Here is a 21969-nt window from a genome sequence, read left to right as displayed (position 1 = left end):
CCGCAACAGCTGCAGAGGAGAACCGCTGATGCCCACAGGAGCCGCAGACCCGTCCAGCAACGGCCGGGCGCCCTACGAGGGTGAGCGTTCGGTGGGGCAGCTGTTCGCGGCGGCCACCGCCGACCTGTCCTCGCTGGTCCACGACGAGATCGCGCTCGCCAAGGCCGAGATCAAGACGGACGTCAAGCGCGGCGCCGCCGGCAGCATCTTCTTCGTCGTGGCCGGCGTGATCGGCCTGGCAGGCATTCCGATGGCGAGCATCGCGATCGCCTTCTTCTTCCACTGGCTGGGTGTGCCGCTGGGCTGGTCGTTCGCGATCTCGTTCGCCCTCCACGTGTTCGTCGCGGCGCTGGTCGGCTTCGTGGCCGTGCGCATCTTCAAGAAGGTGACCAAGCCTGAGCGCACCATCGAGGGCGTCCAGAAGACCGCCGAGGTGCTGAAGAACGCCCGGCCGCGGCCGGCCACCCAGGAGGAGATCGACCGGGGTCTGGGCCGTATCCCGTAACCGCGGGAGGGGCGCTCGAACCCGCCGAGAGCGAGTGCCGGGCACGTGTCCGGCTCGCGGATGTGACACGCTCTCGGTATGCCGCTCGACCAGACGCCCGTGACCGCGCAGCCGTCCGCCGACTCCGTCCCCGACGTCGGCCCCGGCACCGTCCCCGGCACCGTCCCCGGGCCGGCCGCCGAGCGGCACGGCGAGGGCGCTGCCGAGGCCTGGAACATCCGGCAGTCCGGCCCGTGGGGGCACCGCGACCTCGCGGCCAACGGCGCCCGTTTCCACATCACCGAGCTGGGTTCCGGCCCGCTGGTGCTGCTGGTGCACGGCTGGCCCGAGTACTGGTGGGCCTGGCGCCACCAACTGACCGCGCTGGCCGCGGCCGGCTACCGCGCGGTGGCGCTCGACCTCCGGGGCATCGGCGGCAGCGACCGCACCCCGCGCGGGTACGACCCGGGCAACCTCGCCCTGGACATCACCGGCGTGATCCGCTCGCTCGGCGAGCGCCGGGCACACCTGGTCGGGCACGCCTCCGGTGGCACCCTGGCCTGGGTGGCGGCGGTGATGCGCCCGTCGGTGATCCAGAGCCTCACCGTGGTCTCCGCGGCGCACCCCCGGGACCTGCGCCGGGCGCTGCTGACGGACCGCAAGCAGATGGCCGCCTTCGACCACGTGCTGGGCTTCCAACGGCCGTGGATACCGGAACGCCGCCTGGTCGCCGACGACGCCGCGCTGGTCGGCCGCTACCTGGACGAGTGGACCGGGCCGAACAAGCTGGACGAGGCGGCCGTGCACGCGTACCGGCAGGCCATCCAGATCCCCAGCACCGCGCACTGCTCGATCGAGCCGTACCGCTGGCTGCTGCGCTCGATGGCGCGCCCGGACGGCATCCAGTTCGCCCGGCGGATGAAGAAGCCGATCACCGCGCCGACCCTGCACGTCCAGGGCGCCTCGGACCCGGTGCTGCTGCCGCACACCGCGCTGGGCGGCGGCGAGTACGTGGCGGCGCCGTACCGCTGGCGGCTGATGCCGGGGGTGGGGCACTTCCCGCACGAGGAGGCGCCGGAGGAGTTCACCGCCGAGCTGCTGGACTGGGTCGGCCGCCACAAGGAGTGACGCCCGGAGGGTCCGCCGGACGGTCTCCGCGACGGGATCGGACGGCCCAACTCCCTTAATGTTGTGCTCATATGACAAACGCATAGGCCAGTTCTGGCGAGCCCGGGCGGTTACTCCCACCGGCCCAGGGGCATCCATTCCGGTATGACCTGGATGCCCGATCGCGACGACGCCCCGCGCGGCCGACGCCACAACAGTCCCCAGCGCTCCGCACACCGCCCCGACCGGGCGGACGACCTCGGCTTCGACGGCCTCGACCGCCGTCAGCGCGGGGTGCAACGGCAGATGGGCATCCGGCGCATCCTCGGCCGGCGCGCCCGGTGGGTGGGCGCACGACTGCGGCGCGAGACCTGAGGCCCCGCGCCGCTCCGGCGGTCCGGACGACGGCCGATCAGCCAGCCGGCCGGTCAGTCGGCCGGCCCACCGGTCGGCCGGCCCACCAGTCGGTCACGGCCAGTCGGTCAGCCGGTCAGCCGGTCAGCCGGTCAGTTCACGATCTGCGGCGACAGCGCGGTGAACCAGAGCAGGACGAAGGTCGCCACCGACATGATCGGCACCAGCACCTTGGTCTCGACGCTGTTGCCGCTGCGCTTGATCAGCACGATCTCGTAGCGCTCCTTGTGCGGCCACAGCAGCGGCGCGCCCTTCTTGGTCAGGCAGTCGCCCAGCAGGTGCGCCAGCGTGCCCAGTCCGACCGCGTACGGCAGCCAGCCGGGCGAGTTGGGCATCCAGGTGTTCATCCCGAAGGTGCCGAGCGCGGCCAGGCCTATGACGGTGATCCACGCCTCCGGCCCGTTGCTCGGCGGGCAGAGCCGCAGTGCGCGGATCGCCAGCGCCAGTAGGAAGAACGTCACCGAAAGGGTGAAGTAGCGGCCCAGGAAGGTGACGCCCGCCCAGGTGCCGCCGCCCATCAGCGCGACGAAGAGCAGCGAGTGGGTGGCGTGCCGGTGGCCGCCGGAGGCCCAGGCCACGAAGCGGCAGAGCGCCTTCGAGACCGGGCCGAGGAAGTTGGCGATCGAACCGTCGTGGTGGTCGAGGTCCGGCAGCAGCGCCGCGCCCGCGCACAGCACCGTGCCCATCAGTATGTCCGCCGGCTGCAGCGTGGTGTGCAGCAGCAGCGGGGGCAGGAACGGAGCCGAGGCCGCGTACAGCATCGCCCCGCTCACCGCATGTGAATGACCCATCATCGGACTGCCACGACCTCCCGTTGACTCACTCCGGGACGGCAACCCGGTTGAGCCGAACGGGTGAGCGCGGCCGAGGCTACCAGGGCGGACTGACGGTACGACGGATCCCGCACCGGCCGCCGCCGCGAGTCGACGAGAGGTCAGAGCGCGCAACCCTGGGTGTCCACCCTGGCGCTCGCACTCCCGCCCGCCGTCGCGTCCTCGCGCACCTCGGCCGAGGTCAGCACGTACCCGGTGTCGGCGCTGTCCAGGGACTTGGCGAAGACCACGCCGTACACCTGGCCGTCCGGGGTGAGCAGCGGGCCGCCGCTGTTGCCCTGGCGGACCAGCGAGCGGACCGAGTAGACGTCGCGCACCACCTGGCCGCGGTGGTAGATGTCCGGGCCGTTGGCCTGGATACGGCCGCGGATGCGGGCGGGCTGGACGTTGAAGGCCCCGTTCTCCGGGAAGCCCGCGACGATCGCGCTGTCGTTGGTCCGCGCCTCGCCCGCGAAGGTCAGCGGGGGCGCGTTCAGCTTGGGCACGTCCAGGACGGCGATGTCGCGCTGCCAGTCGTAGCGGACCACCGTGGCGTCGTAGAGCTGGCCGACGCCGCCGATCTGCACGGTCGGCTCGTCGACGCCGCCCACCACATGGGCGTTGGTCATCACCCGGTGCGGGGCGAAGACGAAGCCGCTGCCCTCCAGGGTCTTGCCGCAGGAGGTCGCGGTGCCGACCACCTTGACCAGGCTCTGCCGGGCCTTGGCCACCGCCGGGCTGTTGGCCAGCGCCGGGTCGGGGGTGTCGACCTGGGTGATCGGCTCGTGCTCGAAGGGGTTGAAGACCTGGGGGAAGCCGTTGCGGGCGAGCACCTTGGAGAAGTCGGAGAACCAGTTCGGCGCGTCGCCGGGCAGCGCGTCCTGGACGCCGCCGAGGATCGCCGAGGTCCGGACCTGCTTGGAGACCGTCGGCAGGGACGTCCCGGCCAGCGCGGAGCCGATCAGCCAGGCCACCAGCAGCATCGAGATCACGTTGACCACCGCACCGCCGGAGGCGTCCAGCAGCCGGGCCGGGCGGCGGTCGATGTGGCCGCGCAGCTTCCAGCCGAAGTGGGCGGTGACCGCCTGGCCGATCGCGGCGCAGACGATCACCACCACGACGGCCACCACCGAGGCGGTGGTGCCGGGGCTGAGGTGGTCGAGCAGCAGCGGCAGCAGCTGAACGGCCAGCAGGCCGCCGCCGAGGAAGCCGACGAGTGAGAGGACGCCCACCACGAAGCCCTGCCGGTAGCCCGAAACGGCGAATCCGACAGCGGCGAGGATCAGCAGCACATCCAGGACGTTCACCCCGACACCCTCCCACGCTTCGCGACCGTGTCGCGCCGACGGTGCGTCACGAGCTGCCGGCGTCGCCGCCCGGCAGGGCACGGGAGTGCTCGAGGTCACCCTGGACGAGCGCGAGCGCGTCGTCCGAGAGGTCGACGATCCGGGACGGGTCCCAGGGCAGCTCCAGCCCGCTGTGGTGCAGCACCCGGTCGATCACCCCGGCGGTGAACCCCCAGACCAGCCGCCCGGCGACCGCGAAGGCCGGACCGACGTGCCCGGACGGGTGCCGCAGCCGGACCCGGTTCGCCGGGTCGGCGAGGTCGGCGATCGTCACCCGGAACACCGCGCCGGTCTCGCCCTGGTCCACGGGGTGGACCGGCGACTCCTCGCGCCACCAGCCCAGCACCGGGGTCACCACGAAGCTGCTCACCGGGATGTACAGCCGGGGCAGCGCGGCGAAGACCTGCACCCCGGCCGGGTCCAGGCCGGTCTCCTCCCAGGCCTCGCGCAGCGCCGCCGCGATCGGGCCGGGACCGTCCGGGTCGCCGTCCTCCGGATCCAGCGCGCCGCCCGGGAAGGACGGCTGGCCGGCGTGCGAGCGCAGCGAGCGGGCCCGCTCGATCAGCAGCAGGTCCGGCCCGTCCGGGCCCTCGCCGAACAGCATCAGCACGGCCGCCGCCCGGCCGCCCTCGCGCGGCGGCAGGAAACGGCTCAGCTGCTCCGGCAGCACCCGCTCGGCCGCGTCCCGGACCGGCTCCAGCCAGCCCGGCAGGCCGCTCCGCTCGATGGCTCCCTTGATCACGCGTCCACCCCCAGGTCGGCGACCCGGCCCTGGTGGGCGGCCGCGTCGGCGCGGGCGGCGGCCTCGCCGGGGAAGTCCGACGGCGGCTTCAACCGCTGGCCGGGCTGACCGCCCATCTCGTACTTGAGCAGCTTGCGGGCCTTCTCCGGGTCCAGCTCGCCCTCCCCGTACGCGGGGCAGAGCGGGGCGATCGGGCAGGCCCCGCAGGCGGGCTTCTGGGAGTGGCAGATCCGGCGGCCGTGGAAGACCACGCGGTGCGAGAGCATCGTCCACTCCGACTTCGGGAAGATCTCGGCGACGGCCAGCTCGACCTTCACCGGATCCTCCTCGGTGGTCCAGCCGAACCGGCGGGCCAGCCGCCCGAAGTGGGTGTCCACGGTGATGCCGGGAACACCGAAGGCGTTGCCGAGCACCACGTTGGCGGTCTTGCGGCCGACGCCGGGCAGGGTCACCAGGTCGGCCAGCCGGCCGGGGACCTCGCCGCCGAACTCGTCGCGCAGCGCGGTGGAGAGGCCGATCAGCGCCTTCGCCTTGTTCCGGAAGAAGCCGGTGGGGCGGATGACCTCCTCCAGCTCCTCCGGGTTCGCCGCCGCCATGTCCTCGGGCGTCGGGTACTTCGCGAACAGCGCCGGGGTGGTCTGGTTCACCCGCAGGTCGGTGGTCTGCGCCGACAGCACGGTGGCCACCAGCAGCTGGAACGGGTTCTCGAAGTCCAGCTCCGGGTGGGCGTACGGGTACAGCTCCGCCAGCTCGCGATTGATCCGCCGGGCCCGCCGCACCATCGCCAGGTGCGACTCCGGTTTCCTCGGCTTCACGGGCGGCTTCGCGGCCGCCTTCGCAGTCGGCTTCGCAGTCGCCTTCACGTCCGGTTTCGCAGCCTGCTTCACGTCCGGCTTCACGTCCGGCTTCACGTCCGGCTTCACGTCCGGCTTCGCGGCCGACGTCACGGCCTGCTTCGCGGCCGGCTCGGTCGCGGTCTTCCGGGCCTTGCTCTCTGCCATGCACGAAGGCTACGCCGAGCGGCGGACCGCTCGGGACCGATCAAGGACGTAAAAAGGGCCTGCCGGGGCGGCTGTTGTGTAGTGGGGGCGGTCCGGCTGGTGGGAGAGCGGATGATCAGGGTCCTGTCGGCCGAGGACGTGACCATCGTGCGACAGGGGCTGGTCGCCCTGCTCGGGTACGAGGCCGACCTGGTGGTCGTCGCCGACGTCGAGCGCGGGGACGAAGTGGTGCCGGCCGCGCTGCGGACCGGGCCGGACGTCGCGGTGATCGACATCGATCTGCCCGGACCGGACGGGCTTCGCGCGGCGGCCGAGCTGCGCGAGCGGCTCCCGGCGTGCCGCACTCCTCGCCGGACAGCTGCGGCCCGCCGAACTGCGCCGGGCGCTGGCGGCCGGGGTGCCCGGCCTCCTCGGGAAGGACGTGCCGGCCGAGGAGTTGGCGGCCGCGACCCGACGGGGGGCCGCCGGGGAGCGGGTCGTCGACCCGGAACTCGCCGTGGCCGCGCCGGGGTGCGGGAGAACCCGCTGACGCCCCGTGAGGCCGAGGTTCTGCGGCCGGCGGCGCAGGGCGCGACCGTCACCCAGATCGCCGCCCGGTTGGTCCTCTCCACCGGCACCGCGCGCAACCACCTGGCGGCCGCGGTGGCCGAGCCCGGCGGGCGCAGCCGGGTTGGACGCGGTCCGGATCGCCGGGGAGCCGGGCGGGATCAACCGGCGGTGGTCCGGCCTGTGGCCGGCACCGAGGCGGCGAAGGAGCCGACCGCCGGCAGGAGGGCGATGCCCCGGGTGCCGCGGGCCATCGGATCCGGTCGGCGGGTGTTCACCGCAGCGAGCGGCCGATGGTGCCCTCAAGGGTGTTGAGCAGGCCCGCCAGGGCCTCGGCGAGGCGGTCCTGCTCGTCGGGGGTGAGCCCGGAGAGCAGGACGCGGTCGTAGGCGACGAGCTCCTGGACCAGGCCGTCGACCAGCTCCCGCCCGGCGTCGGTGAGCGAGAGGTGGGCGACCCGGCGGTCCCGTTCGTCGGTGCGGCGGCTGACCAGTCCGCGCTCCTCCAGCAGCCGCAGGCGCTTGGTGACGGCGGCACCGGAGGCGAAGCTCTCCCGGGCCAGCTGGGTGGGCGTCAGCTCGGCGTCAACCCGGCGCAGGGCGCCGAGGATGTCGAACTCGGCGCGGGTGAGCCCGGCCCGGGTGAGCGGGTCGGGGGTCTGCTGGAGGAGCGCGGCGCAGCGGTTGATCCGGCCGAGGACGGCGATCGGGCCGGTGTCCAGGCCCGGATAGGCGCGCTCCCACTGGCGCAGCACACCTGCGACGACGTCCTCCACGTGCGCTGCTCCCGTTCCGCGACCGACCGTCCGTCGATCCTAGGGTCTGGCGCCGCGCCGCTCCAGAAGGGCCGCCAGGAGGTGGTGGGCGTGCTGTTCGGCGTCGGCGGTGCGCTGGTGCGGGAGGGCTGGACGGCGCCACTCGCCGGTGGCGGCGTCGGCGGCCTCGCGCAGCTCCAGCAGGGCGGTGGCCAGTCCACTGCGGACCGCCGCGGCCTCGGAACCGACGGCCGCGTCGGCTGCGGCCACCCGGGCCTCGCGGGTGGCGGTCTCGGCTCCGGTCAGGGCGCGGGACAGCCGGGTGGCGGTGCGGCGGTTGGTGACCAGCAGACAGGCGGCGAGGCCGGTGAGCGCGCCCACGCAGGTGTCCAGCCACCGGTCGGCGACCAGGGTCCGGGCGGGCTGGAGGCCCGCGAACTCGGTCATCAGCAGGGCCATCGGGGTGACGAAGACGGTGGCCAGCCAGTAGCTGCGGGCGATCGTCGCCTCGGCGCCGAACTGGCACAGCAGCCCCAGCCCGATCATGGCCGGCTGTCCCGAGTGGGCGAGGGGCAGTACGGCGGTGAACACCGCCAGGCCGATCAGGTTGCCCAGCACCCGCTGCAGCGCGCGATGCCAGGAGAGCGTGCTGTTGGCCTGGAACACCGAGGCCGCGGTGACCACCGCCCAGTACGGACGGCCGACGCCGAACGCCAGCGAGAGCCACCCGGCGGCGGCACAACCGACCGCGACCCTCAGGCCGATCGGCAGCAGCGCGGAGCCGGGGCACAGGGCCTGGCGCAGCGAGGGGCGGGGGCCGGGGCGGTGGGCGCGCAGTTCGGCGGCCTCGGCCTCGGTGAGGTCGAGCAGCGGCAGCGGGCGGCCCCGGCGCAGGTCACGGGCCCAGGCCGTGTACCGCTCGGCGGCAGCGGCAGCGGATTCGGCGGCCGATTCGGTCGTCGATTCGGTCGTCGATTCGGTCACCGATTCGGCGGCCGGACCGGCGGGCGCGGCCAGGGCCGACTCCGCGTGGACGAGCAGCCGCTCGGGCGCGTCGCCGAGCGCGCGCCACCGGGCCGGGGAGGAGAGGGCGAGGCTCTGCCGGGCCGCGTCGACCGCGCCGACCAGGGCGGTGCGGGCGGCCGCGTCGGGGGTGCCGGGCGCGCTGCGGGCCAGCCGGGCGGCGGCCTCCAGCGCGCGGGCCGTGGCGATCCGCTCGGGCCCGTACGGGCGCAGCAGCGCGGGGGCCATCCCGACCAGCCAGGCGAGTGCGGCGCCGAGTGCGGTGAGCGCCAGGTGCGGCGGGGGGTCGGCGGGGCGCTGGGGGACGAAGGCGCAGCTGGCGCTGGTGAAGGTGATGATCAGGCTGCCGGGCGGGCCGATCCGGGCGGCGTCGCAGCCCAGCTTGTGCAGCGCGGCGAGCCCGGCCGCCACCGCGACCAGCACCACGGCGTCCCGGGTCAGTGCGGCGGCGGTGAGGGCGGCGGCGGTGCTGAGCACGGTGCCGAGCAGCACGCCGGCCAGGGTCCGGGCCCGGGCGCGGTAGGGCAGGCCGTGGCCGTACAGCGCGCCGAGGCCGCCGGCCGAGGTGTAGAGCGCGAGGTCGAGCCGGCCGAGGGCGAGCAGGGTGAGGTTGAGGACGCCGAGGGTCGCCACGGCGCTGAGCGCGGGTTTGTGCCAGATGTCCCCGGGCGGGCCGACCCGGAGTGCCTGTCGGAACTGGAGGGCTGTGGCCATGGAAAAAGATTAGCAGGTAATTTACCTGTGAATCATCTGCCATGACAGGTCGGGAAAAATATTTCTCCCCGGAGCGATGAGTTCTGCGACGAGCCCCGGTCTACCCCCATGACCGACTCGCCCGACAGAAGGAACACCCCATGAGCACCGTGATCTCCGCCGACGGCACCACCATCGCCTGCACCGTCACCGGCTCCGGCCCGGCCGTCGTGCTGGTCGACGGGGCGATCGGCCACCGCGCCTTCGACCCGGGCGTCGCGGTCGCCGAGCAGCTCTCCGCCCACCACACCGTGTGGGCCTACGACCGCCGCGGCCGCGGCGGCAGCGGGGACACCGCGCCGTTCGCCGTGGAGCGCGAGATCGAGGACCTGGCCGCCGTCATCGCGGCGGCCGGCGGCTCGGCGGCCGTCTTCGCCATCTCCTCCGGCGCCGCGCTCGCGCTGCGGGCCGCCGCCGCGGGCGTCGGGATGGCCCGACTGGCCGTCTACGAGCCGCCGTTCAGCACCGAGGAGGGGCAGGCCGAACGCTTCGTCGGGTACGTCACCGAGCTGGAGGCGGCGCTCGCCGAGGGACGGCGCGGGGACGCTGTCGCGGCCTTCCTGACCTTCGTGGGGCTGCCCGGGGAGATGCTGGAGGGCATGCGTTCCGCCCCGGTCTGGCCGGTGTTCGAGGCGGTCGCGCCGACCCTGGCGTACGACGCGGCGGCGCTCGGCGCACGGACCGGTGCGACCGTGCCGGTCGAGCTGCTGGCCACCGTCGCCGTGCCCACCCTGGTCCTGGACGGCGGCGCCAGCCCGGAGCTGCTGCGGGCCCCCGCCCGCGCGGTGGCCGGGGCGGTGCCGGGCGCCGAGTACCGGACGCTGGCCGACCAGACCCACGAGGTGGCGGCCGAGGCGCTGGTCCCGGAGCTGCTGAAGTTCTACGCCTGACGGACGCCCGCCCCGAGCCGCTGAACCCCCGTCCACCGCCGCGTCCTAGTCTTCCCACGGTCCGACCATCAGGGAAATCACCGAGGAAATCGAGGAAAGAGGAAGCATGGACGGGGACTTCAAGGACTTCGCGGACATTCCCACCACCACCCTGGCCGATGTCCTGGGCCGCGCCCAGGTCATGGACATCGGCCTGCGCCCGCTCTGGTCGGGCATGCCCCGGGTGGCCGGACCGGCCTTCACCGTGCAGTGCCCGCCCGGCGACAACCTGATGCTGCACGCGCGATCTACCGGGCCGAGCCCGGCTCGGTGATCGTGGTGGAGTCCGGCGACCTGGACCACGCGCTGGCCGGCGGCAACGTCTGCGCCGTGGCGCAGCGCCGGGGCGTCGCCGCCTTCGTGGCCGACGGCCTGATCCGGGACCTCGGCGAGGTGCGGGAGTTGGGCTTCCCGGTGGTCGCCCGGGGCGTCATCCCGATCCCGGGGGCGAAGAAGCAGCTGGGCACCCACGGCGCCCCGGTGCGCTGCGGCGGCGTGCTGGTGGTGGCCGGCGACATCGTGGTGGCCGACGAGGAGGGTGTCGTGGTGGTGCCCGCCACTGAGCGGGTGACGGCCCTGGAAGCGGCCCGGGTGAAGCTGGCCAAGGAGTCCGCCGAGACCCTGGACGACTGGCAGGCCGCCCACCACGCCCGGATCGAGCAGAGCCTGGCCGAGCTGGGCTTCACCGGTTGACGCCTCCCGGAACCGCCGGTACGACGCGCCGGCGCAGCGCGTCAGTACAGTCCGTTCAGCTCCCCGAAGCCGAGCGCCCCGTCGAGCTCCGTCAGCGTCCCGGCGCCGAGCAGTTCGACGGCGGCCCGGTGGGCCGTGGTGTACGCGGCCTGGGCGAGCCCGGTGCCGACGCTGACCCGCCGCACCCCGGTGGCGGCGAGTTCGGCGACACCCGGCCCGCCCGCCCCGGCCATCGCGTTCACCGGCAGCGGGGAGCGCCGGCACAGCTCGGTGAGGACGTCGAGGTCCAGCAGCCCGGGGACGAACAGGCCGTCGGCGCCCGCCTCGGCGTAGGCCTCGGCCCGGACCAGCACGTCGTCGAGCCCGCCCAGTCCGAACAGGAACACGTCGGTCCGGGCGTTGACCAGCAGTTCGGGCAGTCCGGCCGCCGCTGCCGCGGTACGGGCCGCGCGCAGCCGCCCGGCCTGCTCGGCCACCGGGAACAGCGGCCCGCCGACGGCCGTCGAGTCCTCCAGGTTGACCCCGGCCGCGCCGACGCCGACCAGTGCGGTGACGGTCGCGGCCACGTCGGCGGCCAGCGGCCCGTACCCTCCCTCGGCGTCGACGGTGACCGGCAGGTCCACCGCGGCGACGACCCGGCGGGCCGCCTCGACCGCCGCCGCCCGGTCCATCCGCTGGCCGTCGCCGTGGCCCAGCGACCAGGAGACGCCGCCGCTGGTGGTGGCGATCGCCCGGGCGCCGGCCGAGGCGATCACCGCGGCGCTGCCCGCATCCCAGGCGTTGGGCAGGACGAGCACGCCCTCCGCGACGAGCTCGCGCAGCCGCAGCGCCCGCTCGCGGGTCTCGGGGGTGGTGGACATATCGGGTCACCGGCTTTCGTACGGATCGGTGGGGACGCAGGCATCCTGCGCCCCGGCCGTAGGCCGCCACCAGTGATTAAGCTGGGGCCGAATCTTCCGAAGGGGGACCGCGGATGCGGACGGAACTCCAGTTCTCCACCCAGGACTTGGCGCTGACCCGGTTCGCCGTCAGCCCGATGCAGGAGGTGGTGACCAGCCTGCGGGCGCTCGCCTGCTCCCCCGTCCCGGCGCTGCACCGCCGCTGGGCCGGGCAGGTGCGCGCCCGGCTGGCCGCCGCCGGGCTGGACCGGGGCCGGCTGGCCGCGATGGTCCCGCCCGACGGCCACCTGCCCGACTTCCTCAACCCCGCCCCGGCGGGTTGCTCGACCACGCTCGCCGAGGAGCTGGCCGTGATCACCGCGACCGGCGCCGAGCAGGTCCGGGCCGATCTCGACGTCCTGGCCGCCGAGGCCGGCGGCCGGCTGCCCGCCGCACTGACGGCGCTGCACCGGGACCCGTCCGGCCAGCTGCCCCGGCTGGCGGCCGAGATCGAGGCGTACTGGGAGCTGGCGCTCGCCCCGTACTGGGCGCGGATCCGGGCGCTGCTGGCGGCGGACGTCTTCCACCGCTCCCGGCAGGCGGCCGAGCACGGCCCCGCGCGGATGCTGGACGACCTGCACGAAACGGTCCGCTGGGACGGCACCGCGCTGCGGCTGGAGCGGCGGCACTGCGCCGTCACCCGGCTGACCGCCGGGGCCGGCCTGCTGCTCGTGCCCTCGGCCTTCGCCTGGCCGCGGGTGCTCACCCGGGTGCTGCCGCCGGACCCGCCGCAGCTGGTCTACCCGGCGCGCGGTACGGCCGCGCTGTGGGAGGAGCGGCCCGGCTCGGCGGCGCGCACCGACGCACTGGCCGCCGTCCTCGGCCGGTCCCGGGCCCAGTTGCTGGCCGAGCTGGACTCCCCCGCCTCGACCACCGAACTGGCCCGCCGGACCGGACTGTCCCCGGCCGCCGTCTCCCAGCACCTCACCGCACTGCGCGCGGCGGGCCTGACCAGCGCCCACCGGGCCGGCCACACCGTCCTCTCGGCCCGTACGGGAGTGGGCGACTCCCTGTTCGACACCGACGGACAGTCGCTCGACCGGGCGACGCCCGCGGGGCGCCCCGCCCGATGACCCGCCGGTGCGAATGGCCCCGCACCGCACACCCGGACACACCCCCTCCTCATATGATCGGAGCGACATGCGCCATGCTTGGTGATGCAGAACACTGAACGGAACTTGCGCCGGACGGCCCACCCGCCGGACGGCCGAGAAGGAGGAAGCACGTGGACGACGTTCTGCGGCGCGCCGCACTCTTCGCGGCACTCGACGACGAACAGGCCGGCGAGCTGCGCGCTTCCATGACCGAGGTCACCCTCGCCCGTGGTGAGTCGCTGTTCCACGAGGGCGACCCGGGCGACCGGCTGTACGTCGTCGCCGAGGGCAAGGTGAAGCTGCACCGCGCCTCCCCGGACGGCCGCGAGAACATGCTGGCCGTGCTCGGCCCCAGCGAGATGATCGGCGAGCTGTCGCTGTTCGACCCGGGCCCGCGCACCGCCACCGCCAGCGCGCTGACCGAGGTCAAGCTGCTCGGCCTCGGCCACGGCGACCTGCAGCCCTGGCTGCACGCCCGCCCCGAGGTCTCCATCGCGCTGCTGCGGGCCATCGCCCGCCGACTGCGCCGGACCAACGACGTGATGTCCGACCTGGTCTTCTCGGACGTGCCCGGCCGCGTCGCCAAGGCCCTGCTGGACCTCTCCCGCCGCTTCGGCGTCCAGTCCGAGGAGGGCATCCACGTCGCCCACGACCTCACCCAGGAGGAGCTGGCCCAGCTGGTCGGCGCCTCCCGCGAGACCGTCAACAAGGCGCTCGCCGACTTCGCCGGCCGCGGCTGGCTGAAGCTGGAGGCGCGCGCGGTGGTCCTGCTCGACGTCGAGCGGCTGTCCCGCCGCTCGCGCTGACGCGCCGAGCACTCCGAGCGCTCCGAGCACCGCGAAGGGCCCGTCCGATCCGGACGGGCCCTTCGTCGTTCCCCGGCCCGGTCCCCACCAGGCCTCGGGCAGGAACGGTCCGGGCCCGGGATCAGTCCTGGTCCGGGATCAGCCCGTGCTCCTCCAGGTACTCCAGCTGGGCGCGCACCGACAGCTCGGCGGCCGGCCAGAGCGCCCGGTCGACGTCGGCGTAGACCCGGGCGACCACGTCGGCGGCCGTCCGGCAGCCCGCCTCGACCGCGGTCTCGACCTGGGCGAGCCGGGTGGCCCGGTGCGCCAGGTAGTAGTCCACGGCGCCGAGCGCGTCCGCGAGCACCGGCCCGTGGCCGGGCAGCACGGTGCGGACGCCGTGCGCGGAGGCCATGGTGTGCAGGTGGCGCAGCGAGTCCAGGTAGTCCCCGAGCCGGCCGTCGGGGTGGGCGACCATCGTGGTGCCGCGGCCGAGCACGGTGTCCCCGGTGAGGACCGCGCCGTCGTCCGGCAGGTGGAAGGTCAGCGAGTCCGAGGTGTGCCCCGGGGTGGCGACGACCCGCAGGTCGAGGCCGCCGACGTCCAGCCGCTGCCCGCCGACCAGGCCCTCCGCGCCCAGCCGGTGCGCCGGGTCCAGGGCCCGCACCTCGGTGCCGGTGAGCTCGGCGAAGCGGGCCGCGCCCTCGGAGTGGTCGGCGTGGCCGTGGGTCAGCAGGGTGAGTGCGATCCGCTTGCCGCGCTCCTCGGCGAGGTCGAGCACCCGGCGCAGGTGGCCCTCGTGCAGCGGGCCCGGGTCGATCACCACCGCGAGGTCCGAGCCCGGCTCGGAGAGCAGCCAGGTGTTGGTGCCGTCCAGCGTCATCGGCGACGGGTTCGGCGCCAGTACGCACAACGCCCGGGGGGTGGCCTCGCCGCCGACCACGGCGGCGGGGTCACCCGGCAGGAGCCCGCTCATGCGCACTCCTCGACGGTTCGCTCGCTCCGCTCGTTCACCGGCCGCCCTCGCCGTCGCGATGCAGGGCCCGCAGCGGCAGGGCCCGGACGAGCGCGCGCTGGGCGACCTCGACGAACGGGACCTGGCTGGTGCAGGCCGGGGAACGGGAGGGCAGTCGGCGGGCGGGCAGCTCGGGGGTGGTCCGGCGAGCCACGTCGTTGTGGTCCATCGGTCGTCGGTCCTTTCTGGTTCGTCTGATCGGCATCTCTTCAGCGGTGGTCATCGGTACCGGGCTCGGCGGCACCCGGCTCAGGAGCTCTCGGGGAACTCCCCGTCGATGGTCAGTTCGTCGTACCCGGGCCAGCGGACCGTCATCCGGTCACCGCGCACCTCGGCGCGGCCCAGTACCGGCTCCAGCGTCCGTCCGGCGGCCGCGGCCAGCGCCTCGGCGGCGGTCCGCACCGGCGACAGCTCGCGCAGCACCGTCACGGTCGGCGGCAGCATGCCGAACCGGCCCTCGTGGTAGCCCCGGACCGCCTCGACCGGCGTCAGCCAGGCGACCCGGTCGGCCTCGCCGACCTCCAGTGCCGCGCGCTGACCGACCGGCAGGGCGGCGACGAAGAACCAGGTGTCGTAGCGCCGCTCCTCGAACTCCGGGGTGATCCAGCGGGCCCAGCCGCCCAGCAGGTCGCTGCGCAGCACCAGGCCGTGGTCCCGCAGGAACTCGGCGAGGGACAGCTCGTGCGCCTCCAGCGCGGCCCGCTCCGCGGTCCAGTCACGCGGCGCGGCGACGCTGTGCGCGTCCGGGCCGGCCAGCAGCACGCCGGCCTCCTCGAAGGTCTCGCGCACGGCCGCGCACACCACCGCCCGCGCCGTCCGGGCGTCCACCCCGAGGCGGCGCGCCCACTCCTCGGGCGACGGCCCGGCCCAGCCCGGCTCGACCTCGGCGTCGCGCGGGTCCACCCCGCCGCCCGGGTAGGCGTACATCCCGGCCGCGAAGGCCATCGAGGTGCGACGGCGCAGCAGGTAGGCCTCCGGCCCGTCGGCGCCGTCGCGCAGCAGCACGACCGTCGCGGCGGGCCTGGGCACCGCGGGGGTGAGCAGGCCGGAGTCGACCGCCCGGATGCGGGCGGGCCAGCCGGGCGGCATCGGGAGCGTCGTTGCTCGATGGTCCATGCCCGGATGCTAAGCGCACGGAGGCGGGGTTGGACAGGCCCGACCCCGCCTCCGCGATCACACTCAGGCGTTCTTGACGCGCACCTGGAGCTCGACCTCGACCGGGGCGTCCAGCGGCAGCACCGCGACGCCGACGGCGCTGCGGGCGTGCACACCGGCGTCGCCCAGCACCTGGCCGAGCAGCTCGCTGACGCCGTTGATCACGGCGGGCTGGCCGTGGAAGTCGGGGGCGGAGGCGACGAACCCGACGACCTTCACGACCCGCTCGATCCGGTCCAGGTCACCGATCACGGACTTCACGGCGGCCAGGGCGTTCAGCGCGCAGGTCTGCGCGAGCTCCTTGGCCTCCTCCGGGGACACCTCGGCGCCGACCTTGCCGGTCGTCGGCAGCTTGCCGCCGACGACCGGCAGCTGGCCGGAGGTGAACACGAACTCGCCGGACTGCACGGCCGGCACGTACGCGGCGACCGGGGCGGCCACCGGCGGCAGGGTCAGACCCAGCTCGGCGAGCTTCGACTCGACCTGGCTCATGCGTTCTTCTCCCGCTTGAAGTAGGCCACCAGCTGCTCGGGGTTCGGGCCCGGCACGACCTGGACGAGCTCCCAGCCGTCCTCGCCGAAGTTGTCCAGGATCTGCTTGGTGGCGTGCACGAGCAGGGGCGCCGTCATGTATTCCCACTTGGTCATGGCCAGACTCTAGACGAGCCGTCCCGGCGATCGCCGCCGCCCGCCGACCGGCGTGTGAGGTGGGGCACAAAGGGGGCATGATTCAGTCCTGGCACCCCGGGTGCTCCGGGCATCGGCAGCGCTCCCTGGTTACCCTCGCGAGAGGGCACCCTCATGGAGGAAGGCCCCACCCGTGCGGGCCCCGGCAGGGGCGCCCCGCGGGAGGGGAGCCCGTAGGGACGGAGACGGACGGAGACGCAGCGTGGCACGCACCCCCGGCCAGGCGGCCCGGCGCGACCCCGACTGGGAGGGGGTCCGGCTGCACGTGGTCAGCGGCAAGGGCGGCACCGGGAAGACCACGCTGGCCGCCGCGCTGGCCCTGGCCCTGGCCGCCGACGGCGGACGGGTGCTGCTGATCGAGGTCGAGGGGCGGCAGGGCATCGCCGAGCTGTTCGGGATCGCCGCGCTCCCGTACGAGGAGCGCCGGATCGCCTCGGTCTCCCCCTCCCAGCTGGGGCTGCCGGCCGGGGAGGTGCCCGCGGGCGGGGCGCGCGCCGGTGAGGTGCTCGCGCTGGCGATCGACACCGAGCAGGCGCTGCTCGAGTACCTGGAGATGTTCTACAAGCTCGGCCGGGCCGGCAAGGCCCTGCAGAAGGTCGGCTTCGTCGACTTCGCCACCACCATCGCCCCCGGCGTGCGGGACGTGCTGCTCACCGGCAAGGCCTGCGAGGCGGCCCGCCGCAAGGGCCCGGACGGGCGGCGCCGGTACGACGCGGTGGTGATGGACGCCCCGCCGACCGGGCGGATCACCCGGTTCCTGAACGTCAACTCCGAGGTCGCCGGGCTGGCCCGGATCGGCCCGATACACACCCAGGCGCAGGCCGTGATGCGGGTGCTGAGGTCGCCGGAGACGGCCGTGCACCTGGTCACCCTGCTGGAGGAGATGCCGGTGCAGGAGACGGTCGACGGCATCGCGGAGCTGCGCGAGGCGAAGCTCCCGGTGGGCGGGGTGATGGTCAACATGGTCCGGCCGCCGGTGCTGGACGCGGCCGCGGTGGCCGCGGTGGACGGGGACCACCGCGAGGAGGTGGCGCTGGCCCTCGGCGAGGCCGGGCTGGGGGGCCGCTCACGCCGGACGGAGACGGTCCGGGCGGCGGTGGAGCCGCTGCTCGACCCGCTGCTGGAACAGGCCAGGGAGCACGCCGAGCGGGTCGAGCTGGAGCGCGAACAGCGCGCCGACCTGCAGCAGCTGCGGCTCCCGACGTACGAACTGCCGCTGCTGGGCGAGGGCGTGGACCTCGGCGGGCTGTACCGGCTGGCGGGCGAACTGAAGCGGCAGGGGGCGGCATGACCTCGACGAACAGCGGCATGGCCTCGGCGAACAGCGGCATGGCCTCGACCGGCAGCCGGCTCGCGGTGGACGGGCTGATCGACGACCCGGGAACCAGGATCATCGTCTGCTGCGGCTCCGGCGGCGTCGGCAAGACCACCACCGCCGCGGCGATCGGCCTGCGGGCCGCCGAGCGCGGCCGCAAGGTCGTGGTGCTGACCATCGACCCGGCCCGGCGGCTGGCCCAGTCGATGGGCCTGACCGAACTCGACAACACCCCCCGGGTGGTCAAGGGCGTCACCGGCAACGGCGAGCTGCAGGCCATGATGCTCGACATGAAGCGGACCTTCGACGAGGTCGTGCTGGCCCACGCCGAGCCCGAACGGGCCAGGGCGATCATGGAGAACCCGTTCTACCAGTCCCTGTCGGCCGGCTTCGCGGGCACGCAGGAGTACATGGCGATGGAGAAGCTCGGACAGCTGCGCGCCGCCGAGGAGTGGGACCTGATCGTCGTGGACACCCCGCCGTCCCGCTCGGCGCTGGACTTCCTGGACGCGCCCAACCGGCTCGGGTCCTTCCTGGACGGCCGGGTGATCCGGATCCTGACCGCGCCGGCCAAGGTCGGCGGTCGCAGCGCGATGCGGTTCCTCAACGCCGGGATGGGCCTGCTCACCGGCACCCTGGGCAAGATCTTCGGCGCCCAGCTGCTCACCGACGTGCAGACCTTCGTGAGCGCGACGGACTCGATGTTCGGCGGCTTCCGCGAGCGCGCCGACCGCACCTACCAGCTGCTCAAGGCGCCGGGCACGGCGTTCCTGGTGGTGGCGGCGCCCGAGCGGGACGCGCTGCGCGAGGCGGCCTACTTCGTGGACCGGCTCGCCGCGGACCGGATGCCACTGGCCGGGCTGGTACTCAACCGGGTGCACAGCACGGGCGCGCCGCAGCTCACCGCGGAGCGGGCGCTGGCTGCCGCCGAGGCCCTGGACGACAACGGCTCGGAGCACTCCTCGCCCGAGGCGGAGCTGCTCGCTGCCGGGCTGCTGCGGCTGCACGCCGAGCGGATGCAGATCATGGGGCGCGAGCGGCGCACCCGGGACCGCTTCGTCTCGGTGTACCCGGACGTGCCGATCGTGGAGGTGGCCGCGCTGCCGGGCGATGTGCACGACCTGGACGGGCTGCGGGCCATCGGGGAGCGGCTCAGCGGCGCGGCATGAGCACCCCCCGGGGGGCCGTGCCGACGGCGCACCGCCGCCGGGCTCAGCCTGCCTGGGCGTAGTCCGTCAGTATCACGCCGGTCGCGAGGGACTCCTCGTACTCGGTGCGGGCCGTCTCCAGCAGCCTGCGCCACGAGATGACCGTCGGGCGGCGGCGCAGCAGCGCCCGGCGCTCGCGCTCCGTCATCCCGCCCCACACCCCGAACTCCACCCGGTTGTCCAGCGCGTCCGCGAGGCACTCCGTACGGACGGGGCAGCCGCTGCACACCGCCTTCGCCCGGTTCTGTGCCGCCCCCTGGACGAACAGTTCGTCCGGATCACTCGTGCGGCAGGCGGCCTGCGCACTCCAGTCGTCAACCCAGCCCATGCCGGCGCCGTCCTCTCCCGATGATTCGAGGCTCCCCCACGGCGGCAACGGCATATTCACCGTTGCCAGTTGAGGACGTTACGGAAGATGGACAGCTTGCAACAGCCCCTTCGGGCTCAATCTCGAATGACCCGATCGGACTATGGGTATCGGTCATCTCACTCGTTGGAGTGATCGCAGGTCGCGAGCCTTGCCAACCCGCAGGCCCCCACTCTCGCCGCAGACGCCGTCACGGAGCGCAGTCGTTCACTCGAGCGCGGCAGGTCCCAGCCGCCCCAAAACCCGTGCGATACCGGGCAATTCGGGCAAGTCTCCGCACTCACAAGAGTGAATGATGTTGACGCACCGAAGCTGTCGCAAGCTTGTGACAAGCCTAGGCGAACACCTGCCCCCATGTGCGGGAATCGGGGACGTAGGGTTCTCCCCATGGCACCGAAGCGCCCACCGGCACCCCAGCCCCCAGGCAACCCCGGAGCTCCGCGCCGCAGGAGCAGCGGATCACCGATGGACCACGTCGGCAACGGCGTGAAGTTCCTGGGCGTCAGCGTGCTCTCCGGAGTCCTGCTGGCAGGCCTCGCCCTGCCGGCCGTCGGCGCCATGGGGCTGACCGCCAAGGACACGGCGGAGAGCTTCCAGAACATCCCCGACGACTTCAAGACCCCGCCGCTCACCCAGGCCACCCAGATCTTCGACGCCAAGGGCGGCCTGATCGCGAAGGTCTACGAGCGCGACCGCACGGTCCTCAGCGCCGACCAGATGTCGCCGTACATGCGCCACGCCCAGGTCGACATCGAGGACGCCCGCTTCTACGAGCACGGCGCCGTCGACCTCAAGGGCGTCCTGCGCGCGGTCGGCAAGAACGCGGAGAGCGGCACGGCCGCCCAGGGCGCCTCCACGCTGACCCAGCAGTACGTGAAGAACGTCAACGTGGAGAAGGCCGGTGACGACCAGGCCGCCGTCCTGGAGGCGCAGCGCAAGACCCTGGGCCGCAAGATCCAGGAGCTCAAGGTCGCCATCAAGCTGGAGGAGGACCTGACCAAGGATCAGATCCTCACCAACTACCTCAACATCACCTTCTACGGCCACCAGGCCTACGGGGTCGAGGCCGCGTCCCAGCGCTACTTCAGCAAGAGCAACAAGGACCTGACCATCGCCGAGGCCGCCACCCTCGCCGGCCTGGTCCAGAACCCGTCACAGTACGACCCGGTGCGCTACCCGGACAACACCATCAAGCGGCGCAACACGGTCATCGACAAGATGCTCGAGAACAAGCACATCACCGCCGACCAGGCGAAGGAGGCGAAGGCCGCCCCGCTGGGTCTGAAGTACAAGGACCCGCAGAACGGCTGCATCACCGCCCAGGCCGGCATGGGCTTCTTCTGCGACTACGTCCGCCACGTGGTCAAGCAGGACCCGGCCTTCGGCAAGACCGCCGACGACCGCAAGAAGCTGTGGGACACCGGTGGCCTGAACATCTACACCACGCTGGACCCGGACAAGCAGGCCGCCGCCCAGAACGCCGTCACCAAGAAGGTCAACGTGACCGACCAGGTGTCGGCCGCGGCGACCATGATGGAGCCCGGCACCGGCAAGATCCTGGCGATGGCCCAGACCCGCCCGTACGGCCTGGACCAGAACAAGAACCAGACCGTCGTCAACCTCAACGTCGACGCCTCGATGGGCGGCGGCAACGGCTTCCAGACCGGTTCGACCTTCAAGCCGATCCTCGCCGCGGCGGCGCTGGAGGCGGGCATGTCGAACACCCAGTCGTTCCCGTCCGAGAACAAGATCGACTACCCCCAGGTGTCGACCTGCAACGGCACCTGGAAGAACACCGACAAGCCCAAGGCCACGGTGAAGAACGAGTCGGCCGGCGAGGTCGGGCCGTACGAGCTCAAGCAGGCCATGGCGCTCTCGGTCAACACCTACTTCGTCGAGATGGAGCAGCAGGTCGGCCTCTGCGCGATGAAGCAGATGGCGAACAAGCTGGGCATCACCCAGTCCGCCAAGGGCGACGCCTTCCAGGAAGTGCCCTCGATGGTCCTCGGCACCCTGGAGCTCTCCCCGCTGACCATGGCGAACGTCTACGCGACCTTCGCCGCGCGCGGCAAGTACTGCACCCCGATCGCGATCAACAAGATCACCACGGTCGACGGCAAGGAACTCAAGGTCCCGCAGTCCCAGTGCAACCAGGTCTTCTCCGAGCAGACCGCGGACTCGCTCAACACCGTCCTGCTCAACGTGACCGAGAAGGGCACCGCGGCCGCCCTCGGTCTCGACGACGGCCGCAAGATCGCCGGTAAGACCGGTACCACCGACGAGAAGAAGGCCGCCTGGTTCGACGGCTACACCCCGTCGCTGGCCACCGCGGTCTGGCTCGGCGGCCCGGCCGGCGGCGTCAAGATGAAGAACATCAACATCGGCGGCAAGCACTTCGACGAGGTGTTCGGCGCCGACGGCCCCGGTCCGATCTGGCAGATGGCGATGAACCAGGCGCTCAAGGGCACGCCCCTGGAGCCCATCCAGACCACCAACATCCCGGACCCCCAGGCGACCACGCCCCCGCCGGCCGCTCCCCCGGCAGCCGACCCGAACGCCCAGCCGCCGCAGCAGCAGCCGGGTGCCCAGAACCCGCCGCCGGCCGGTCCGGGGAACGGGAACGGCCCCGGTGGGGTGATAGGAGGAGGGTTCACCCTCCCGCCGGGCATGATCGGCGGCGGGAACGGCAACGGGAACGGCAACGGCGGCAAGCACGGCGGCGGCAACGGCTGACCGGGGCTCTCCGGCTCTCCCGCCCGTACGAACGCCGAAGGGGCGCCTTCCGGATCTTCCGGAGGGCGC

General features: G+C 73.5%; 22 protein-coding genes and 2 pseudogenes. 11 read left to right on the top strand and 13 right to left on the bottom strand.

What is annotated here, in order from left to right:
• Positions 1–28: 28 nt before the first annotated feature.
• The 3 genes from BOQ63_RS24795 (at position 29) to BOQ63_RS24785 (ending at position 1966) form a co-directional block, all read left to right on the top strand.
• On the top strand, positions 29–505 hold the full coding sequence (locus tag BOQ63_RS24795; protein ID WP_030557840.1) for a phage holin family protein: 477 nt from the start codon (positions 29–31) through the stop codon (positions 503–505).
• A 78-nt stretch (positions 506–583) separates the two neighbouring features.
• Positions 584–1612: an alpha/beta fold hydrolase gene (locus BOQ63_RS24790; RefSeq protein WP_078867530.1), complete on the top strand. Its 1029-nt coding sequence runs from the start codon at positions 584–586 to the stop codon at positions 1610–1612.
• Between the two features lie 144 nt (positions 1613–1756).
• Positions 1757–1966: a hypothetical protein gene (locus BOQ63_RS24785; RefSeq protein ID WP_030288100.1), complete on the top strand. Its 210-nt coding sequence runs from the start codon at positions 1757–1759 to the stop codon at positions 1964–1966.
• 131 nt (positions 1967–2097) lie between these two features.
• Here BOQ63_RS24785 and BOQ63_RS24780 read toward each other — a convergent pair whose 3' ends face one another.
• The 4 genes from BOQ63_RS24780 to nth form a co-directional block, all read right to left on the bottom strand.
• A complete protein-coding gene (locus BOQ63_RS24780) occupies positions 2098–2796 on the bottom strand; it encodes a metal-dependent hydrolase (protein WP_030288101.1) in 699 nt (232 codons plus the stop codon).
• 143 nt (positions 2797–2939) lie between these two features.
• The gene (locus tag BOQ63_RS24775) at positions 2940–4124 is read right to left on the bottom strand and encodes a MarP family serine protease (RefSeq protein ID WP_030288103.1); all 1185 of its coding nucleotides are present in this window, start codon (positions 4122–4124) and stop codon (positions 2940–2942) included.
• Positions 4125–4170: 46 nt separating this feature from the next.
• A complete protein-coding gene (locus BOQ63_RS24770; RefSeq protein WP_046385980.1) occupies positions 4171–4905 on the bottom strand; it encodes an NUDIX hydrolase in 735 nt (244 codons plus the stop codon).
• Positions 4902–5906 carry an endonuclease III gene (gene nth / locus BOQ63_RS24765; RefSeq protein WP_150476098.1) on the bottom strand — a complete coding sequence of 335 codons (1005 nt, stop codon included), beginning with the start codon at positions 5904–5906 and terminating at the stop codon, positions 4902–4904. The genes BOQ63_RS24770 and nth overlap by 4 nt, the downstream gene beginning before the upstream one ends.
• Positions 5907–6017: 111 nt before the next feature.
• Here nth and BOQ63_RS24760 point away from each other — a divergent pair.
• Positions 6018–6609 (top strand): annotated as a pseudogene (locus BOQ63_RS24760) (response regulator transcription factor); the annotation flags it as partial.
• Positions 6610–6726: 117 nt separating this feature from the next.
• Here BOQ63_RS24760 and BOQ63_RS24755 read toward each other — a convergent pair.
• The gene (locus BOQ63_RS24755; protein ID WP_030288107.1) at positions 6727–7227 is read right to left on the bottom strand and encodes a MarR family winged helix-turn-helix transcriptional regulator; all 501 of its coding nucleotides are present in this window, start codon (positions 7225–7227) and stop codon (positions 6727–6729) included.
• Positions 7228–7266: 39 nt separating this feature from the next.
• Positions 7267–8943, bottom strand: coding sequence for an FUSC family protein (locus BOQ63_RS24750; protein WP_150476097.1), 1677 nt, complete (start codon positions 8941–8943; stop codon positions 7267–7269).
• A gap of 140 nt (positions 8944–9083) precedes the next feature.
• On the opposite strand from BOQ63_RS24750, the gene BOQ63_RS24745 reads away from it, so the two are divergent.
• A complete protein-coding gene (locus BOQ63_RS24745) occupies positions 9084–9872 on the top strand; it encodes an alpha/beta fold hydrolase (protein WP_030288109.1) in 789 nt (262 codons plus the stop codon).
• Positions 9873–9978: 106 nt separating this feature from the next.
• Positions 9979–10604, top strand: a pseudogene (locus BOQ63_RS24740) (RraA family protein).
• 41 nt (positions 10605–10645) lie between these two features.
• On the opposite strand, the gene BOQ63_RS24735 reads toward BOQ63_RS24740, so the two are convergent.
• Positions 10646–11464 carry an isocitrate lyase/PEP mutase family protein gene (locus BOQ63_RS24735; RefSeq protein WP_030288113.1) on the bottom strand — a complete coding sequence of 273 codons (819 nt, stop codon included), beginning with the start codon at positions 11462–11464 and terminating at the stop codon, positions 10646–10648.
• A gap of 113 nt (positions 11465–11577) precedes the next feature.
• Here BOQ63_RS24735 and BOQ63_RS24730 point away from each other — a divergent pair, with 113 nt between their 5' ends.
• Entirely contained in the window at positions 11578–12615 is a 1038-nt protein-coding gene (locus BOQ63_RS24730) for a DUF5937 family protein (RefSeq protein ID WP_030288115.1), read from the top strand.
• A 152-nt stretch (positions 12616–12767) separates the two neighbouring features.
• A complete protein-coding gene (locus tag BOQ63_RS24725) occupies positions 12768–13442 on the top strand; it encodes a Crp/Fnr family transcriptional regulator (protein WP_030288117.1) in 675 nt (224 codons plus the stop codon).
• Between the two features lie 121 nt (positions 13443–13563).
• Here the strand turns inward: BOQ63_RS24725 and BOQ63_RS24720 are convergent, their stop codons facing one another.
• The 5 genes from BOQ63_RS24720 to sp36 all read right to left on the bottom strand — a co-directional run bounded on the left by BOQ63_RS24720 (position 13564) and on the right by sp36 (position 16238).
• On the bottom strand, positions 13564–14397 hold the full coding sequence (locus BOQ63_RS24720; protein WP_030288119.1) for an MBL fold metallo-hydrolase: 834 nt from the start codon (positions 14395–14397) through the stop codon (positions 13564–13566).
• A gap of 34 nt (positions 14398–14431) precedes the next feature.
• Entirely contained in the window at positions 14432–14605 is a 174-nt protein-coding gene (locus BOQ63_RS24715) for a hypothetical protein (RefSeq protein ID WP_157846654.1), read from the bottom strand.
• Between the two features lie 80 nt (positions 14606–14685).
• Positions 14686–15552 carry an NUDIX hydrolase gene (locus BOQ63_RS24710; protein ID WP_072654986.1) on the bottom strand — a complete coding sequence of 289 codons (867 nt, stop codon included), beginning with the start codon at positions 15550–15552 and terminating at the stop codon, positions 14686–14688.
• Positions 15553–15615: 63 nt separating this feature from the next.
• The gene (locus tag BOQ63_RS24705) at positions 15616–16083 is read right to left on the bottom strand and encodes a RidA family protein (protein ID WP_030288123.1); all 468 of its coding nucleotides are present in this window, start codon (positions 16081–16083) and stop codon (positions 15616–15618) included.
• On the bottom strand, positions 16080–16238 hold the full coding sequence (gene sp36, locus BOQ63_RS24700; RefSeq protein ID WP_094743074.1) for a Sp36 family protein: 159 nt from the start codon (positions 16236–16238) through the stop codon (positions 16080–16082). Before sp36 ends, BOQ63_RS24705 begins: the two co-directional genes overlap by 4 nt.
• 241 nt (positions 16239–16479) lie before the next feature.
• Here sp36 and bagA point away from each other — a divergent pair, with 241 nt between their 5' ends.
• Positions 16480–17568 (top strand): ATPase BagA, encoded by a 1089-nt coding sequence (bagA, locus tag BOQ63_RS24695; protein WP_046386725.1) that lies wholly within the window; start codon positions 16480–16482, stop codon positions 17566–17568.
• A gap of 17 nt (positions 17569–17585) precedes the next feature.
• Positions 17586–18761: an ATPase BagB gene (bagB, locus tag BOQ63_RS24690; protein WP_197698055.1), complete on the top strand. Its 1176-nt coding sequence runs from the start codon at positions 17586–17588 to the stop codon at positions 18759–18761.
• Between the two features lie 43 nt (positions 18762–18804).
• On the opposite strand, the gene BOQ63_RS24685 is transcribed toward bagB, so the two are convergent.
• Positions 18805–19128 carry a WhiB family transcriptional regulator gene (locus tag BOQ63_RS24685; RefSeq protein ID WP_030240986.1) on the bottom strand — a complete coding sequence of 108 codons (324 nt, stop codon included), beginning with the start codon at positions 19126–19128 and terminating at the stop codon, positions 18805–18807.
• Positions 19129–19632: 504 nt separating this feature from the next.
• Between BOQ63_RS24685 and BOQ63_RS24680 the strand changes: the two genes are divergently transcribed.
• Complete coding sequence (locus BOQ63_RS24680; protein ID WP_030288129.1) at positions 19633–21900, top strand: transglycosylase domain-containing protein; 2268 nt, start codon at positions 19633–19635, stop codon at positions 21898–21900.
• Positions 21901–21969: the final 69 nt, after the last annotated feature.

This window comes from Streptomyces viridifaciens, assembly GCF_001888885.2.
In the GTDB taxonomy this organism is placed as follows: domain Bacteria; phylum Actinomycetota; class Actinomycetes; order Streptomycetales; family Streptomycetaceae; genus Kitasatospora; species Kitasatospora aureofaciens.
The sequence above is the reverse complement of the archived record's forward strand: the minus strand, read 5'-3'. Positions and strand labels throughout refer to the sequence as shown.